We start from the raw sequence: 14,920 nt of genomic DNA, 5'->3' as shown, positions 1-14,920 counted from the left end.
TGAAAAGTCCTCTTCTTGGTAGCAAAACGTTCTAGATCCCCCTAAATCCCCCGATAAATTGGGGGACTTTGATTCCGGTTCCCCCCTTTTTAAGGGGGGTTAGGGGGGATCTAGAAGTGCCTAAAATCACAACTAAATACTTTTCAAACACCCTCTAAGGTAACTTCTTGGCTTCTCTAAGCCACGGAAGAATCTTTTGGTAAGAACTTTGATCACCTTTAGCCTTAAACAGTTTCATCGCCACTTCTAAATCTGCGATCGCACCTTTTTTATCACCTAAATTTTTCCGAGCTAACCCTCTATTGGCATAAACCTTTGGATTGTTGGGTTCTAAGCGAAGAAATTCTGTGTAGTCAGCGATCGCTCCTTGAAAGTCTTTCTGAGCAAGACGAGCGTTACCCCGATCAAAATATACCTCAGCATTATTGGGGTGCTGCTGGATCGCTTCATCATACTTTGCCATGTCTGGCTCAGGGTTAGGGTTTAATAGTTGAGTCGGATTTGGTTTGACGAGATAACCAGGTGGAAAAGGATTTCCTGCTCTTTTGCGCTGCTGAAAATTCAGATATGTTTTCGGACATTGTTTGATGACTTCTCGATAAAGAGCGATCGCAACCGGATTAGCATCCGCAAAATCATTATCTAGTATTGATAAATATTGAAGTGATTGCCGATCAAGCTTGCGTTCACCACCCATTACTGCACAGCTTGTTGCAGCCACCTGCCGAATATTTATTTGAGCATAAGCAGTTTCTGTTGCTATGAGGCTAGTAATACTTACTCCACCGAGCAAGCTAAACGTTATAATTGGGTTCATAAACTTCATAAAAAGTCATCTCTTAGAATTTAATTAATTAGTTACAGAATCTTCTGCTAATTGTCGAAACATAGCAATAGGAATTCCCCAACTGAGAGCCTCCATTTGCTGAAACATTTCTACAGAAGGCTTAGAACCATCAGCAAATGTAAATACATCAATACCCTGTATTGGGTACTTTAATCTTCCGTTAATACCAACCAGTTCGCCCTTTTCATTTAAAACTGGGCCACCGCTCATCCCTACCTCTACTTCGTTGGTGTAACCTAGACGATACCCTTGGGGAAGAGATTTATCTACTAACATCATCGAAATCTTTCCTGTTGTAAAACTATATGCTTTTGTTCCCCAATTGCGAGTATCCTCTATCGCATCTTTGTTAATCGAGTGATAATTTGGAAATCCGGCGGCATAAACTTGAAAGCCAGCCGTTAAAAGATGAGAATTTCCTAACTTAACGACTGGATAAATAGTTTTACTATCAAACTGTACCAAAGCTAAGTCTATATCCTTTAACTCGCGGATAGCTTTTAAACGTGCGGGGTAAATTTTACCATCAGCAGACAAAACACTATATTTACCGCCTTTGCTATTAGCAACCACATGCTGGCAAGTTAGAACTGTGTACGTTTCACCTTGATGAGCAATCAGCACCCCAGAACCAGAGCCTGGTTCTGTTAATATCCTGATTGTTACTTTCTTGGCAATTTCTGCTACTGGTGAATTGCTTTCTCTAAGACTTCTACTTTTGTTATTAGTAAAAGATTTCCTTACTCCTTGCTCTATTTTATAAGTTGATTGACTCACTGATGTTGATAAACAAGATTGCATGAGTACCATTATCAACAACAACCCCATTTGAGAGTGCAAAATTTGCGATGATCTCACAGTTTTTGGGCTTAGATTTAAATTTTAATTATTTAGATGCCATTATTTTTTAAGGGCTGATTTGACGGTGTAGATAAAGGTGTAGGTTCTTGAGTTGGAGCGACGGATGCATCGGGAGTTGCTGGTTCGGTTGCATTATCCGTCTCGAAAGCTTTATCAATTTGTACTCCTAATCTGATGATTGTTCTGCCATCTGCTTCGCGCGACAAGGGGGTACTCGTAGCACCCACACTAAATTTTTTAAACTCGTTCAGGACTTGTTCTTCTTGACCGCGCTCTGATTGATTCAAAGTCAATATAAGATTGTTAGGATTGCAAACTTCTCTAGTACTGTTGATGTAACAAACTACGGGGTTAGATCCAACAATTCCATGAGTTAATTTTAATGTACTCAGTTTTCCACCACTACTTATTACAGCTTTGCTTAAACGCTGGCTAACTAATTCGCAGCGTTTTTGAGGCGTAAATTTGGGCCCAAAAGCAGTACTATTCCAAGTAATCATTGCACCAGTTTGCCGACTACCCCTGCGAGCAACTGTAGCAAAACCTTTACCCTGGCGAATACAATGAAATGTTGTTACGTCTGCTTTGCGAGTAGGTTGAGTTTGTGCAAGTCCAAATTCGCTTGGTAGTACAAAAATACTTGAGACGATCGCGCTCATTAACAATTTAGTGCTAATTTTGTAAATCATTATCTACTCCTTTTTGTGAATATGTGAACAAATACTAAATTTAGTAAACGAACCCAAATAAGCTTAAATGCTGAAAGTTATTCGTGCTGTCAGTTGTCAAATATTTTACTCAGTTAACTAGCAAATAACTGTCAGCCGAATATTAGCTTGATTCTTGGCAACAAAATTTTTGCATCAACTTTATAGGTTACTAGAATAACTTCAAATTATCATATTATTACTACAAAAACTTCATTACTTATTCCGGAATACTTATAAAGCTTTTTGCAAGCCTTAAAATAGCTGAAACTTTATAAAAAATCCTAAAGATTATTATTTATTTTACTCGAGGATCATCTATAATGATAGGAAAATCACAGAGCTAAATAACTTAATAGTTATAAAAAATTTATTTTTTATAATTAAAACGAAACAGGGAAAGCAGATAATTTAGATGCCGTTCGCACAAAGTTACTAAATTTGTGTTGTTTTAGTTTGTATTAAAATTCTCAGATAAAAATAACGTTTAAGCTATGAATCTGCCAGCTAAATCAAGGCATAATCGTCAAATCAGTTTAGGTATTTTTTTTCTTCCAGAAAAGTTAAATATCAACCTATCTTTATTGCTATTTAAAGGTGTTGTTTTGTGGTTTATATTATATATAGTTAGCATTCTGAGTATAAATCGAGTGCAAGCCCAAATAGTAGCTGCACCCGATGGCACCAATACAATTGTCACTCCTAATGGTAATCAAATTGATATTAACGGTGGGCAGTTATCTGGAGACAAAGCCAATCTCTTCCACAGTTTTACGCAATTTGGTTTGAATGCCGAGCAGATTGCCAACTTTTTAGCCAATCCCCAGATCGAGAACATTTTGGGTCGGGTTGTTGGTGGCGATCCGTCCATAATTAATGGTAAAATTCAGGTGACGGGGAGCAATGCTAATTTATTTTTAATGAATCCGGCTGGTATTGTCTTTGGCTCTAATGCCAGCTTAAATGTATCTGGAGCTTTTACTGCTACCACTGCCAATGGAATTGGTTTTGGCTCGAATTTTTTCAGCGCTTCTGGTGCAAATAATTATGCAGCTTTAATAGGCAATCCTGATGCTTTTAGCTTTTCGATGAGTCAACCAGGAGCCATTTATAATGCAGGAAATTTGACGGTAGGAGAGGGGCAAAATTTAACTTTATTAAGCGGAACTGTTGCTAATACTGGTTCGCTATCAGCGCCAAAAGGACAGATTATTGTCTCTGCTGTTCCAGGTGAAAAATTAGTGCGCTTGAGTCAACCTGGAAGTCCTTTAAGTTTAGAAATCCAGCCTCTGACAACAACTGGTAATCAACCGCAATCTTGGAGTTTACCAATTTTATCTTTACCGCAACTGCTGACAACTGCGGGTGGTAATGCCACTAAATTAGCCATTAACAGTGACGGAAGCGTTAAACTGTTAGGTTCAGATATTCCTGTGGCAAATGGGGATGTAGTTACAGGAAATGTGACAGCGAAAACAGCAATCCTTTCAGCAAATCGCAATTTGACAGGAGTAGAAAGTCAACTCAATACAACTGGAGACTTGAAGCTGCTGGCTGGGGATACAGTGCGAGTGCGAGATAGTGTGGCAAATCCTTTTATTGCCAAAGCAGGAGGCAACCTGTTAATTCAGGGTAATCAAAATATTGATATTCTGGCTTTAAATCATCCAGAAACACCATTCCAAAGTAATGGCAATCTCAGCTTAGTCAGCGACGGTAATATATCTGGCGATTCTCATTTTGCTAGCAGTGGAAATTTTTCCATCCTCAATTTAGCGGGAAGTCCTGGCAATTTTGTTAGTCTCTACGACCCAATTATCAGATCAACTGGTGATGTGACTTTTGGCAATTATACTGGTGCATCACTCAAAGTAGAAGCTGTTGGTAATATCAACGCAAACAATATTACGATTATAAGAACAGAGTCTTCTTATGGTGGTGGCATTCCTGCATCCGATCCAGATGCTGCTATATTGACAAGTAGTCCCGCCCTAATTTTACGAGCTGGCTTGCCTTCAGTCACTTCTCCCTCAACATTTCCTGTTGTAGCAGGTGATATTCCAACAACAACATTCAGTTCTTCTGGACAACCGTCACCATCAGGAAGTATTACTGTAAACGGCAATATTGACACCTCTATTTCTGGGTATGGGGGTCCTGTAATTTTATCTGCCAAAGGTGACATTACCACAGGCAATATTAATTCTTCAACTTCTAGATCAGGTAACGGCGGTACAATCACCATCACTAGTAATACGGGAGCAGTTGATGTTAAAGACTTGACATCAACTGGAACTAATGATGATAGTGGTGGTAATGGTGGTGGTGCGATCGCTCTCAATGCTAACAACGGCAACATTACTACAGGTGATATCAATACCTCTTCTCTTTCTTCTGGAGGTGGTGCTGTTACCTTACTATCTGGAGGTGACGTTACTTTTAACACGATTAATAGCGCAGCCCAAAATACACAGAATGCCCAAGCTACAGGCGGAAACGTTGCAATAACTGCAAACGGCATTGTTAGGGGAACAGGTGTATTACCATTAACAATTATTGGTAATACACCTGTTCCTGCTAACACCACCATCTATACCGTAGGTGCTACTCCAGGTACTGTGAGAATTGAACATAATGGTGGAGCAGACAACGTACCATTTATTGTGGGTGATACAACAACTGTCAACGGGACAAGAGGAGCGATTAATGCTGGCACTAATTCAGTAATTTCCTCAGCAACATTTCCGGTACTGGAAAACAACGGTGGTGTTACAAATGGTAATATAACCATCAATTCTGTTAACACTCCACCTACGCTCACGGCAAATCCACTGTTACCTAACATTCAACAAAATCAATCGTTGAAGTTTACTTATGCAGATTTAAATCCAAATGTCAATGATGTTAACGGCGATAATACCTTTTTGCGAATTGATGCAATTACAGCCGGAAAACTGAAAATCAATGGTGTAGAAGTAGTTCCGGGAACGCAAACTGCAATTCTCTCTCCTGGTGACACTCTCGAATATACGCCACCACAAGACTTTTCTGGAGAACTGAATCCTTTTAGCTTTAGTGCAAGCGATCGCATTTCTTCTTCAGCTTCACAACAGGTAAGAATTAACGTTACGCCAACACCACCACCCAAACCTCCAGAATTTCCACCGCCAGAAATTACCAAAATAATAGAGGGAAACAATCCACCAACAGTAACACCATCACTACCCATTATTGATGGGGGGACACCTATATCTTTCGATCCTGGTATTGAAGGTCTAGACAACCAATTCGCCAATCAGTATTATTCTTATGCAGGAGAAAAACCACGCGATCGCCCTCGTGTCAGTTTGTCTCAAGCGCGTGATATTCTCCGTAAAATAGAAAAAGCAACTGGGGCTAAACCTGCAATTATTTATGTCAGTTTTACACCTTCTGGTGTAGATGGAAATATATTGGGAAGCGAGCAGGATAGCGACCAACTAAATTTAGTGATTGTCACTGCAAATGGAGAACCTATTAGCAAAACCATATCTACGGCAAAGCGAGGCGATGTATTAAAAACTGCCGACCAACTTTACAGTGCGGTGGAAGATGGTGAGGTTATAGCAAACGATCCAAATAACAAAGATTATTTAGAACCTGCTCAGGAACTGTATAAATTAATGGTTGCTCCTTTGAAAGCAGAGTTAGACAAAAGAGGCATTAACAATCTGCTGTTTGTTGCAGATGAGGGTTTGCGATCGCTGCCATTTGCAGCTCTTCACGACGGTAAACAATTTTTAGTGGAGAACTACAGCGTTGGCTTTGCACTTGCTCTAGAGTTGGTTGATACTCGCTATGTCGATATTAGAAATTCGCAAGTTCTGGCAATGGGAGCATCTAAATTTCAAGATCTAAAACCTTTACCTGCCGTACCAGAAGAGTTGTCTATTGTAGCACGGGATATTTGGAAAGGTAAATTCTTCCTCAATCAAAACTTTACCCTAAATAATATCCGATCAATACGCAAGTCTCAGCCGTTCGGTATTATTCACTTAGCAACACATGGAGAGTTTAAGAGTGGAGAAGCAGATAATTCCTTTATTCAATTGTGGGATAGCAAGCTGAAGTTTAAGCAAATGAATGAATTAAATAACCCCCCCGCAGAGTTGTTGGTACTAAGTGCTTGCCGTACCGCATTAGGAGATAAAAATGCTGAGTTAGGTTTTGGAGGACTAGCGCATAAAGTGGGAGTAAAGACTGCTGTTGCCAGTTTATGGCAAGTAAGCGATGCGGGAACTTTAGGGTTAATGACGGAGTTCTACAAACAATTAAAGGTTGCACCCATCAAGGCAGAGGCATTAAGACAAGCGCAAATAGCGATGATTAAAGGTCAAGTCGTTATTGAAAATGGTAAGCTGCGTACTTCGGTAAGAGCAGTTGATTTACCATCAGAATCGCCTGAATCAAAACTCCAACCAAACTTCAAGCATCCTTATTATTGGGCAGCATTTACCATGATTGGCAATCCTTGGTAACAAAAGTCAGGAGTCAGGAGTTAAGTAGGGTGCGTTAAACTTCATTAAACGCACCCTACTCGCACACAAACCTTTTTGAAGAAGAATTCAGGAGTCAGAATTCAGGAGTCAGAATCAATCATTCGGGGATTCAGACCCGCGACTGATAGCGTAGCGTTAGCGAGTCATCGAGCGTCTTGAAGACCACCAAATTGAAAATTTGGTAGGGGTCTTAAACTCGATTATTCATCCGCTTTTTCGGTCAGAATTCATTCTGAATTCTGACTCCTGACTCCTGAATTCTGTTCGATAAATAAAATTTAAGGTTGGTAGTAAACGCTGAAGTAGAAGCCTGAATCTTGAGCATTGTTACCGCGATCGCGTAAATCGATAAATGGAATACCATAATCTAAACGCACATTAAACTTGGGAAGCGGTTGCCATAGCAAGCCTAAACCTGCACTAGACAAAAATCTTTGACTAGGTAAAGAGGGATTATTGGGATTATCAGAATTATTCCACACTGCACCCATATCAATAAATGGGGCAAATAGCAGAGTTGCTAAACCTGCTTCATTTCGCACGACGGAAATTTGGTCTTCCACAGAAAAGCGAAATCCATTATCGCCAGAACGAGCATTTTGCCGATAACCGCGCACTGATTGACCACCACCAATAATAAATTGTTGGGATGGTAAAAGGCTATTTGGTGTCAGTTGCAAATCAAGACTTGCAATCAGCTGTTGATTTTGGCTCAACTGTTGTATTCTTTGTATTTGACCAGACCAGCTAAAAAAGCGGCTGTCTGGTGTGGGATGAGCGTTGATAGTTCCATCAAATAAGCCTGTACCCAAACTAAATTGCGATTGCAAAGTCCATGCACCTTGAAGATCGCGTTTCACATAGTCTTGTCCAAACTTAAATACACTAGTACGGCTAACGCCATTTTCATCTGGCCCAATTCCAAAACCATAGGGTCGATTGTCAAACAAAAACGTTTGACCGTCCTGGTATGAAAACCCAAAGGATAAAGCAAATTCTTGGCGAAGCGATCGCACTAATGGCTGACGATAACTAATTTCATAAAGTTCGGAGTCACCGCGAATGTTTAGCTGTGAAAACTGTGGGTCGGTAATTTTAGAATTATTGATTGCTGCACGCAGTTGCACAGTACCATTCATCGGGTTAACTGGTAGGCGATAATTAAAGTCATAAAAATTAAGTCCACCTGTTGTAGAACGGTTATAAGCAGCAGAAATCTGATCGCCAGAAACTATTAAGCTATGGTAAGCCAAACCTACACCCAACTTTTCCGAACCCAGACTAGGAGGAGAGTAATTATCTATCCCAACAACAGCTTTAAAAGGTTGAGCTTCAGTTACGCGCACGATAAGAATACTTTCCCCAAATTTGCTTCCAGCACCAGGCGATCGCAAGCTGGCTTCCACATTTTTAAATAAAGGGTCAGAACGCAGTAAAATCAACTGTTCTTCTAACTTGTCTTTTCTCAAAGGATTCAGTCTAGCAAGTCTAATTCGACTGCGGATATACTCTGGGTTTACCCTTTGCGTTCCCTCTACTTTTATCTCTACTATTGTTCCTTCATAAACTTTAATTTCTACCTCACGATTAGGATTAGTAACAGTTTGCTCTGCCAAAACCACAGCTCTGGATGTGATATAACCTTTGTTTAAGTAAAGCTCTGTAATCTTGTCGGAAACTTCTGTTAGTTCTGCCAAGGTTACAGAACATCCTTCCGTAAGCTGACTCACTGAATTGTCTCGACTCAAGCGAAAAATCGCCTCACCTCTAGATTCTGCGAGATTAACAGAGCAACCCGGAAAAGAGAAATTGATCGCAGCAAGCTCTTTTGGACTAAAAACTTTACTACCCGTGACCTTGATTGTATTGACTCGAAAAGGTTGATTAGATTGAGATGTTTCAGCGCTTTCTGGCGTAGTAGAAGGGGTAACAGGTTGATTATTGTCAATAGATGGGGATGGATTTTTCTCTAAAGGTGTTTCGTCACTATTCGGATTCGACTCAGAACTTTCTAACGGAGTGGGTGGGACTTGTGCCACTCTATTAGATGAATTCGATATTGCAATATTTTTTGAGAAATTATTTAAATTGGTAGCATTAGCATGATTTGTCCAAAGACAAAATAATCCAATCGGTATAGCAACTTTATATCTACTACACATGGAAAAACTTCTTATTAAAAATCGCAAATCTTTTATTCCTATTTGATTTTTACAGATTTAAATTATTGATTACTTTAGCATATTATATATATCTATCCCATCTTTCTTTTAATATTTATCATTTCAATTAAGTTACTTCATAAATTATTGTAGTTATGTCACTGATGAGTTAGACTTAAGTCTATAGCATAAGCATTTCGATCAAGTGTAAAATTTGTTTGGTATAAAATGCCTGACATCAAGAATCATAGCTTTACCCATTGATCAAGGAAGGGTGAGATGAGCGATCGCACGTTTGAGCGTAAGAAAGCAGCTACATCAACTTTTTCCAATTCGTCCCTTGTTTCACCACATACGCCGACGCTGGCAAATCCAGGGCGCGGCTTTGGTTTACCAACGAATAATGTCATCCAAACAAAAACCTCAGAATCAACCAACCAGCAAGAAGCGCAGGCTGCTAACGAGCTATCTTTGTTATCACAAGCCATTCAGCAAGGGTCTTTTGGTCATGACATTAGTCGGTTCTCGTTGCATCGTCCCCAGGCAAAACTGACTGTGGGTGCGCCCAATGATGTGTATGAACAAGAAGCCGATCGCGTCGCTGACCAAGTGATGAGTATGCCCGATGCCAAGCCATCTATGCAGCGTGAAGTAATGCCAGAAGAGGAAGAAGAAATTCAAACCAAAACTCCGGGTAACTCGATTCAACGCGAGGCGATGCCGGAAGAGGAGATTCAGACCAAGCCCTTAGCGGCAACGATCACGCCGTTAGTCCAGCGCGAGGCAATGTCGGAGGAAGAAGAGGAACTGCAAACAAAACGATCGCCCGATGCAGGCTTTCAAGCGGGGAGCAATCTTGAGAGTCGGCTGAATAGTAGTCAGGGTGGGGGCAGTCCGTTACCGGATGGACAACGTATTCTCTATTTCTTAGACAAAATGATGCCTCAGGTAGGAGGCAGCGAATCTCCAATTTATAGAAAAGCTGAAGGTGGAATAGCAGAATCAATTTCATCAGTTCCCGGCATTTCCTCTGTTCAGATGAGTCCAGCACTTGCTGTGGTTATAGGGGCGGCTGCGGCAGCAGCAGCAATATGTGCTTATCAGTTTTATAGTTACGCTCTCGATAACTTTAGTGATAAAGATGATAAGTTCAAGCATTGCTGGACATCCTGCAAAATTGCAACCTACTGTGGCGGATCTGCCATTTCTGCCCTCTTAGGCTTAGGTAAGGAGGGAATAGACGCTGTGTGTGATTATTTCGAGGGTGGTTGCAAGGCAGAACTGGGAGATATTGTTGCAGATGCAGAAGGAATTGCCTGTTCTGATGTCCCTGTCAGTTGTGTTTTCTGCTGTGAAAAGACCCGTGCCTTGCATGCAGAGGCTGATAACACTGATACAAGTGAGCCAGAGCAAGTTCAAGCCAAACCTCTTGGTCATTTCAACCTTTCTGATCAAACAAAGCTATCAAAGCTATCAATGTTGGAGAAAGAAAAGATTCAGGCTAAGTGTGAGGCATGTGAGCAGGAGGAACAGGTACAGAGATCGGCCACTGGCAGTTCACAGCCACGAGGGGATCTGGAAAGTCGGTTGAATAGCAGTCAGGGTGGGGGAAGCCCGTTGCCGGATGAGGTGCGATCGTTCATGGAACCCCGCTTTGGTGCTGATTTCAGCCAGGTGCGGGTGCATACGGGCAGCGAAGCGGTGCAGATGAACCGCGATTTGAATGCTCAGGCATTTACGCACAAGCAGGATGTTTACTTTGGTGCGGGGAAAGCTCCTGGGAAGGATGCGTTGACTGCCCATGAGTTAACCCATGTAGTGCAGCAGACGGGTGCGGTTCAAACAAAGGAGGCTCTTAACCAGCCAGACGTTCAGCTAAAGTGTTCAGCTTGCGATGAAGAGGAAAAGGTACAGCGATCGGTCGAGATATCCCCTGTTTCGGAAATGGGAGTACAGCGATCGTGGTTTGGTGATGATGACGATGAAAAAAAAGAACCAGAAAATAGTTCAGATGGAGGTGTCTTAGATTGGGCTAAAGAGAAAGCCAGTAGCGCAGTTGATACGGTCACTCAAGCTGGCGGTGATGCTTACGATTGGGCGAAGCAGCAAGGCGGTGCAGCCGTTGATACAGTCACCCAAGCTGGCGGTGATGCCTATGACTGGGCGAAACAGCAAGGTGGTGCAGCTGTTGATACGGTCACTCAAGCTGGCGGCGATGCTTACGATTGGGCGAAGCAGCAAGGCGGTGCAGCCATTGATACGGTTACTCAAGCCGGTGGTGATGCCTATGACTGGGCGAAACAGCAAGTTAGTGGAGCCGTTGATACAGTCACCCAAGCCGGAGGCGATGCTTACGATTGGGCGAAAGAAACTGGGCAAGAATACAGTAATGCTTTACTAGAGAAGAAGAAAGCTGGTTTACTTACACAGATTAGTGGAGCGATACAAAAAATTGCTGGGCAAGAGTTCGTATATTTAACAGATAGTCAAATAGGTACGCTGAATAGCCATGCTGCTGAAGTACGGGAGAAATCACAGGGTTTGATAAATCTACCTGAGATTTCTGCACAAACTGATTCTGCGCTTTCAGTAGATGCTTCTGGTGCACAACCTGTTGCAACATCTACAATTGAGTCTATTCTGCTAAATTTGCAGTCGTCCATTTCCGCACCTTTTATGTCTCCTTCTTCAGATTCTGATGTCTCTAATTTAGATTCAGATCCTAGTATCTCTGATTCAGGAGCTATTCAAGGTCACATTCAACGATTTGCACCAGCTATCGCCGCTGCTGCAGGCCTTACTCTTATAGAGCTTCTTGTACTTCTAGCGCTCTTTGCAATAATTGTTGGAATAATTCTTTATGCAATATTTCAACTTCTAAAAGGAAAGATAAAGACACCAGAAATTGATTGGGGTACCGATGACAAGCCTAAGGAAGATGACAAGCCTAAGGAAGATGACAAGCCTAAACCTGTACCAACGACTGTGGACCCGCCGTCACCGCCTCCGTGCAGCCCCACTGGGTTAACGCGTTATGATCCCATTCCAATGACTTGGTATAAGAACTTAAGTTATTACCCAGATCAAATTGAAGTTGGAGGTACATCTTATAAGCGAAATGAACCAACAAAACTTCCTTGGGGTGAACCTATCGGTGTTCCTGATAAATACTGGCCGCGACCTGAAAAAACATTTCAACTTATTCCTGAGGAGCGTGGTCCTGAAGCCGACCATTTTAGGGCTGTTTTAAAACGGCATGGCTTTGATTGGAGCGACTTACAAGCTGACCATATTCAAGATGTCCAATGGGAAGGACCAGATAGTTTCAACAACCTTTGGCCTATAGATGGAACTGCCAACCAAAGTGCCGGGTCACTACAAAATAACTGGCAAAAGATCGATTTTTGTAACACACCTTCTGGTCCACGGTACTCTAACATAACTCTTATGGAAGCAAAACAACGAAGGCTTGTCTTTGGGCGCTACTTTGTAATTAGGGATATTAGGTGAACCGTAAGTGCGATCGCCAATCTTGTAGTGCGATCGCTCGCCTCGTAGGTTGGGTTGACGAAGGAAACCCAACACCCATAAGCCTTTCGGGTCAACTGAAGACAAAAGTGCGATCTCTCACCTCGTAGTGCGATCGCAGTTAGGTCTGGAGCGATCGTATACGGATTGCTGACGCGATCAACTGTGGGACAGATGGGAAGGGCGATCGCTTGCTAGAATGAGCAGAAATTTAGAGCGCGATCGTAATGTGTGAGTGCGATCGCTGATCGCGTAAGTTGGGTTAGGCTTTGATAAGGCGATCGTCGATCTTGTAGTGCGATCGCTTTTGATGGGAAGTATTGGGCGATCGCGGGTGAACAGAAAGATGGGCGATTCCAATGGAGAAGCATTGGAGGGCGATCACGCTATGAGTGCGGGATGCGATCGCCTGCCAATGCTTCACTATCCGTCAACGACACACCATTTTTCCATAGCTCATACTCGCTAATATCGATATCTGAATTCCAGACAATCCCGTAGCCCCCTGGCTCAATCTTAAAATTCTTGAAAAAAGTAGGCTGTCGAAGTGGAGCAAACATAGGAGTCTCTAGAAGATGACGAACGTCGTATTTTTTAATTTCTTGATTGGTAAATTCAATCACTAGAATCGTATCGTCGATCGCTTTAGCTTGATGAATTCGGGGATACTTCATACTGCTCCTAACCTAAATTTACTTCAAAGGAGGTAGCTTACGGAACTCCTGGGTATTCCACATTTGTAGCAAATCTTGCTAGTATAACGTTGCCCACTCCAGAACTAATTTTTGTGCCCGACTTGGTAAATCCCCCTCAATGATCTCAAGTGACTCAATGCTGATTAACGCATTATACTCACCATAAATTGCATGAAAATGAGGTGGCGGATGATCACCAAAGAACACCTTGATGACAATTCCATAAAACCGTGCAACCTCTGGCATAACCCCATTTAGCGAGTGTTTAACTCTTCTATTCTACCAAAGTGCGATGCCTACGGCGGGCGTCGCCATCGCCAATTTTGTAGGGTGGGATAGATGGGAGAGGCGATTGCGTTACAGGTTGCCGATGCGATCGCGATTCGGTTAGGCTGGGAGAGGCGATCGCTTGCTAGAATGAGCAGAAATTTAGAGCGCGATCATAATGTGTGAGTCCAACGAGGAGGAGCGCAAGCAAATTGAAGCTAAAACACCCCATGCAGAGCAGAGGTCGCAAGAAGCCCAAGACGGTACGGTGACTCGGCAAGTAGGCGATGTCAATCGAGTTGTCAGAGAAGGTCGGCTATTCCAAGATGCTGAAACTGGTTATTATGTATATGTAAAGAGTGATCGAGTGGTCATCGTTGATCCAGCAACCAACCAGCAAATTACTCAGTTCAAAAACTCAAGAGCCAATACCCAAAAGCGCATTGAGTCAGGTCGATGGAAACCTATCTCCTAGCAAGCTATGTTTAAAGCGATCAATATTTGGAAAAGACTAGATGACGCAGCCGCTATCTGCTATCGCTGTTTCCAACGCCTTAATGATGGACAGTTTTGTGTACAAAGTGCTGATTATTACCACCTTCCCCTGAACGAAAACCAGATCAAAGCACTAGACAAACAATTTTTAGAACTCTTCATCGAAGAATCTCCCGATCAACGATCCTCCCTTTATTCCACTCTTGAAGAGGCGATCGCTATTTATGACCTGGAATTCTCAAGCGATTTTGTCTCTTCTCCACAACGAAAAACTGCTTGAGGTGCGATCGCATTATGACTGCTGAAGGCGATCGTGGTTGAAAAGGGAAAGAGAGCTATACCAACTGGAATTTGTCCTCATTAAATGCTTCCAACATGGGCAATGTAACTCGCCCTTTCAGCAAAATGCTCTCTCCAAATGTTAGTGTCGATGACCACTCGGAACGTCATGCTTATTGAGATTGCTGGCGCACAGCCTTAATTTCAGCCATGATGCGATCGTCTGTAATGTCATCAACGGGGGGTTGGGCATAAAATTCTTGAATTAAAGCCGTCAAATCTGAACGTAAACCTGCTTGAACCAAGGCTCTAGCAACCTGTACCCGCTCATCTGGTTGCAACTGTTGCACAGCCGTAATGAGTTGTTCCAGGGTGATCGGAATCGATACCATGTCAGTAGCCATCATTGAGTTTCTTAAATTGTAGTGCGATCGCTCATCGTTTGAATTGTATGCAAAACCTCAGAGCATCAAATATCCCTAAAAATTCTCAGACTGCCAAGAACTACATTGGTAAAGTGTTGAAACATTTGTAAGTAATT

13 protein-coding genes are annotated in these 14,920 nt (G+C 42.2%); 5 read left to right on the top strand and 8 right to left on the bottom strand.

Annotation, left to right across the window (positions count from 1 at the left end):
• Positions 1-154: 154 nt before the first annotated feature.
• The 3 genes from V7K27_RS23675 to V7K27_RS23665 form a co-directional block, all read right to left on the bottom strand.
• Positions 155-826 (bottom strand): tetratricopeptide repeat protein, encoded by a 672-nt coding sequence (locus V7K27_RS23675; RefSeq protein WP_334950563.1) that lies wholly within the window; start codon positions 824-826, stop codon positions 155-157.
• Positions 827-850: 24 nt separating this feature from the next.
• Positions 851-1,624: a S1 family peptidase gene (locus V7K27_RS23670; RefSeq protein WP_334950562.1), complete on the bottom strand. Its 774-nt coding sequence runs from the start codon at positions 1,622-1,624 to the stop codon at positions 851-853.
• A 113-nt stretch (positions 1,625-1,737) separates the two neighbouring features.
• Positions 1,738-2,397 carry a COP23 domain-containing protein gene (locus tag V7K27_RS23665; protein ID WP_334950561.1) on the bottom strand — a complete coding sequence of 220 codons (660 nt, stop codon included), beginning with the start codon at positions 2,395-2,397 and terminating at the stop codon, positions 1,738-1,740.
• Between the two features lie 512 nt (positions 2,398-2,909).
• Here V7K27_RS23665 and V7K27_RS23660 point away from each other — a divergent pair.
• A complete protein-coding gene (locus tag V7K27_RS23660; protein ID WP_334950560.1) occupies positions 2,910-6,932 on the top strand; it encodes a CHAT domain-containing protein in 4,023 nt (1,340 codons plus the stop codon).
• Between the two features lie 299 nt (positions 6,933-7,231).
• Here V7K27_RS23660 and V7K27_RS23655 read toward each other — a convergent pair whose 3' ends face one another.
• Positions 7,232-9,115: a ShlB/FhaC/HecB family hemolysin secretion/activation protein gene (locus V7K27_RS23655; RefSeq protein WP_334950559.1), complete on the bottom strand. Its 1,884-nt coding sequence runs from the start codon at positions 9,113-9,115 to the stop codon at positions 7,232-7,234.
• Between the two features lie 279 nt (positions 9,116-9,394).
• Here V7K27_RS23655 and V7K27_RS23650 point away from each other — a divergent pair, with 279 nt between their 5' ends.
• Positions 9,395-12,625 (top strand): eCIS core domain-containing protein, encoded by a 3,231-nt coding sequence (locus V7K27_RS23650; protein WP_334950558.1) that lies wholly within the window; start codon positions 9,395-9,397, stop codon positions 12,623-12,625.
• A complete protein-coding gene (locus tag V7K27_RS23645; protein WP_334950557.1) occupies positions 12,622-12,753 on the top strand; it encodes a hypothetical protein in 132 nt (43 codons plus the stop codon). The genes V7K27_RS23650 and V7K27_RS23645 overlap by 4 nt, the downstream gene beginning before the upstream one ends.
• A 49-nt stretch (positions 12,754-12,802) precedes the next feature.
• Here V7K27_RS23645 and V7K27_RS23640 read toward each other — a convergent pair whose 3' ends face one another.
• From V7K27_RS23640 to V7K27_RS23630, 3 genes are all read right to left on the bottom strand, one after another.
• On the bottom strand, positions 12,803-13,003 hold the full coding sequence (locus V7K27_RS23640; protein ID WP_334950556.1) for a hypothetical protein: 201 nt from the start codon (positions 13,001-13,003) through the stop codon (positions 12,803-12,805).
• Between the two features lie 26 nt (positions 13,004-13,029).
• Entirely contained in the window at positions 13,030-13,317 is a 288-nt protein-coding gene (locus tag V7K27_RS23635) for a DUF2442 domain-containing protein (protein WP_334950555.1), read from the bottom strand.
• Between the two features lie 78 nt (positions 13,318-13,395).
• Positions 13,396-13,584 carry a DUF4160 domain-containing protein gene (locus tag V7K27_RS23630; protein WP_334950554.1) on the bottom strand — a complete coding sequence of 63 codons (189 nt, stop codon included), beginning with the start codon at positions 13,582-13,584 and terminating at the stop codon, positions 13,396-13,398.
• Positions 13,585-13,783: 199 nt separating this feature from the next.
• Here V7K27_RS23630 and V7K27_RS23625 point away from each other — a divergent pair, with 199 nt between their 5' ends.
• Together V7K27_RS23625 and V7K27_RS23620 are read left to right on the top strand one after the other, a co-directional pair.
• Complete coding sequence (locus V7K27_RS23625) at positions 13,784-14,080, top strand: hypothetical protein (protein WP_334950553.1); 297 nt, start codon at positions 13,784-13,786, stop codon at positions 14,078-14,080.
• A gap of 6 nt (positions 14,081-14,086) precedes the next feature.
• Positions 14,087-14,380: a hypothetical protein gene (locus V7K27_RS23620; RefSeq protein WP_334950552.1), complete on the top strand. Its 294-nt coding sequence runs from the start codon at positions 14,087-14,089 to the stop codon at positions 14,378-14,380.
• A 172-nt stretch (positions 14,381-14,552) separates the two neighbouring features.
• On the opposite strand, the gene V7K27_RS23615 is transcribed toward V7K27_RS23620, so the two are convergent.
• Positions 14,553-14,786 carry a hypothetical protein gene (locus tag V7K27_RS23615; RefSeq protein WP_334950550.1) on the bottom strand — a complete coding sequence of 78 codons (234 nt, stop codon included), beginning with the start codon at positions 14,784-14,786 and terminating at the stop codon, positions 14,553-14,555.
• Between the last annotated feature and the right edge of the window lie 134 nt (positions 14,787-14,920).

This window comes from Nostoc sp., assembly GCF_036919575.1.
Lineage (GTDB): Bacteria > Cyanobacteriota > Cyanobacteriia > Cyanobacteriales > Nostocaceae > Nostoc.
Note: the sequence above shows the minus strand (reverse complement) of the source record. Positions and strands in the feature narration are given on the sequence as shown.

What these genes read in the sequence shown, in the direction of transcription:
- V7K27_RS23655 (WP_334950559.1), bottom strand. Translation starts at nt 9,115, where the DNA reads ATGTGTAGTAGATATAAAGTTGCTATACCGATTGGATTATTTTGTCTT.
- V7K27_RS23635 (WP_334950555.1), bottom strand. Translation starts at nt 13,317, where the DNA reads ATGAAGTATCCCCGAATTCATCAAGCTAAAGCGATCGACGATACGATT.
- V7K27_RS23620 (WP_334950552.1), top strand. Translation starts at nt 14,087, where the DNA reads ATGTTTAAAGCGATCAATATTTGGAAAAGACTAGATGACGCAGCCGCT.
- V7K27_RS23625 (WP_334950553.1), top strand. Translation starts at nt 13,784, where the DNA reads ATGTGTGAGTCCAACGAGGAGGAGCGCAAGCAAATTGAAGCTAAAACA.
- V7K27_RS23650 (WP_334950558.1), top strand. Translation starts at nt 9,395, where the DNA reads ATGAGCGATCGCACGTTTGAGCGTAAGAAAGCAGCTACATCAACTTTT.
- V7K27_RS23660 (WP_334950560.1), top strand. Translation starts at nt 2,910, where the DNA reads ATGAATCTGCCAGCTAAATCAAGGCATAATCGTCAAATCAGTTTAGGT.
- V7K27_RS23675 (WP_334950563.1), bottom strand. Translation starts at nt 826, where the DNA reads ATGAAGTTTATGAACCCAATTATAACGTTTAGCTTGCTCGGTGGAGTA.
- V7K27_RS23630 (WP_334950554.1), bottom strand. Translation starts at nt 13,584, where the DNA reads ATGCCAGAGGTTGCACGGTTTTATGGAATTGTCATCAAGGTGTTCTTT.
- V7K27_RS23665 (WP_334950561.1), bottom strand. Translation starts at nt 2,397, where the DNA reads ATGATTTACAAAATTAGCACTAAATTGTTAATGAGCGCGATCGTCTCA.
- V7K27_RS23615 (WP_334950550.1), bottom strand. Translation starts at nt 14,786, where the DNA reads ATGATGGCTACTGACATGGTATCGATTCCGATCACCCTGGAACAACTC.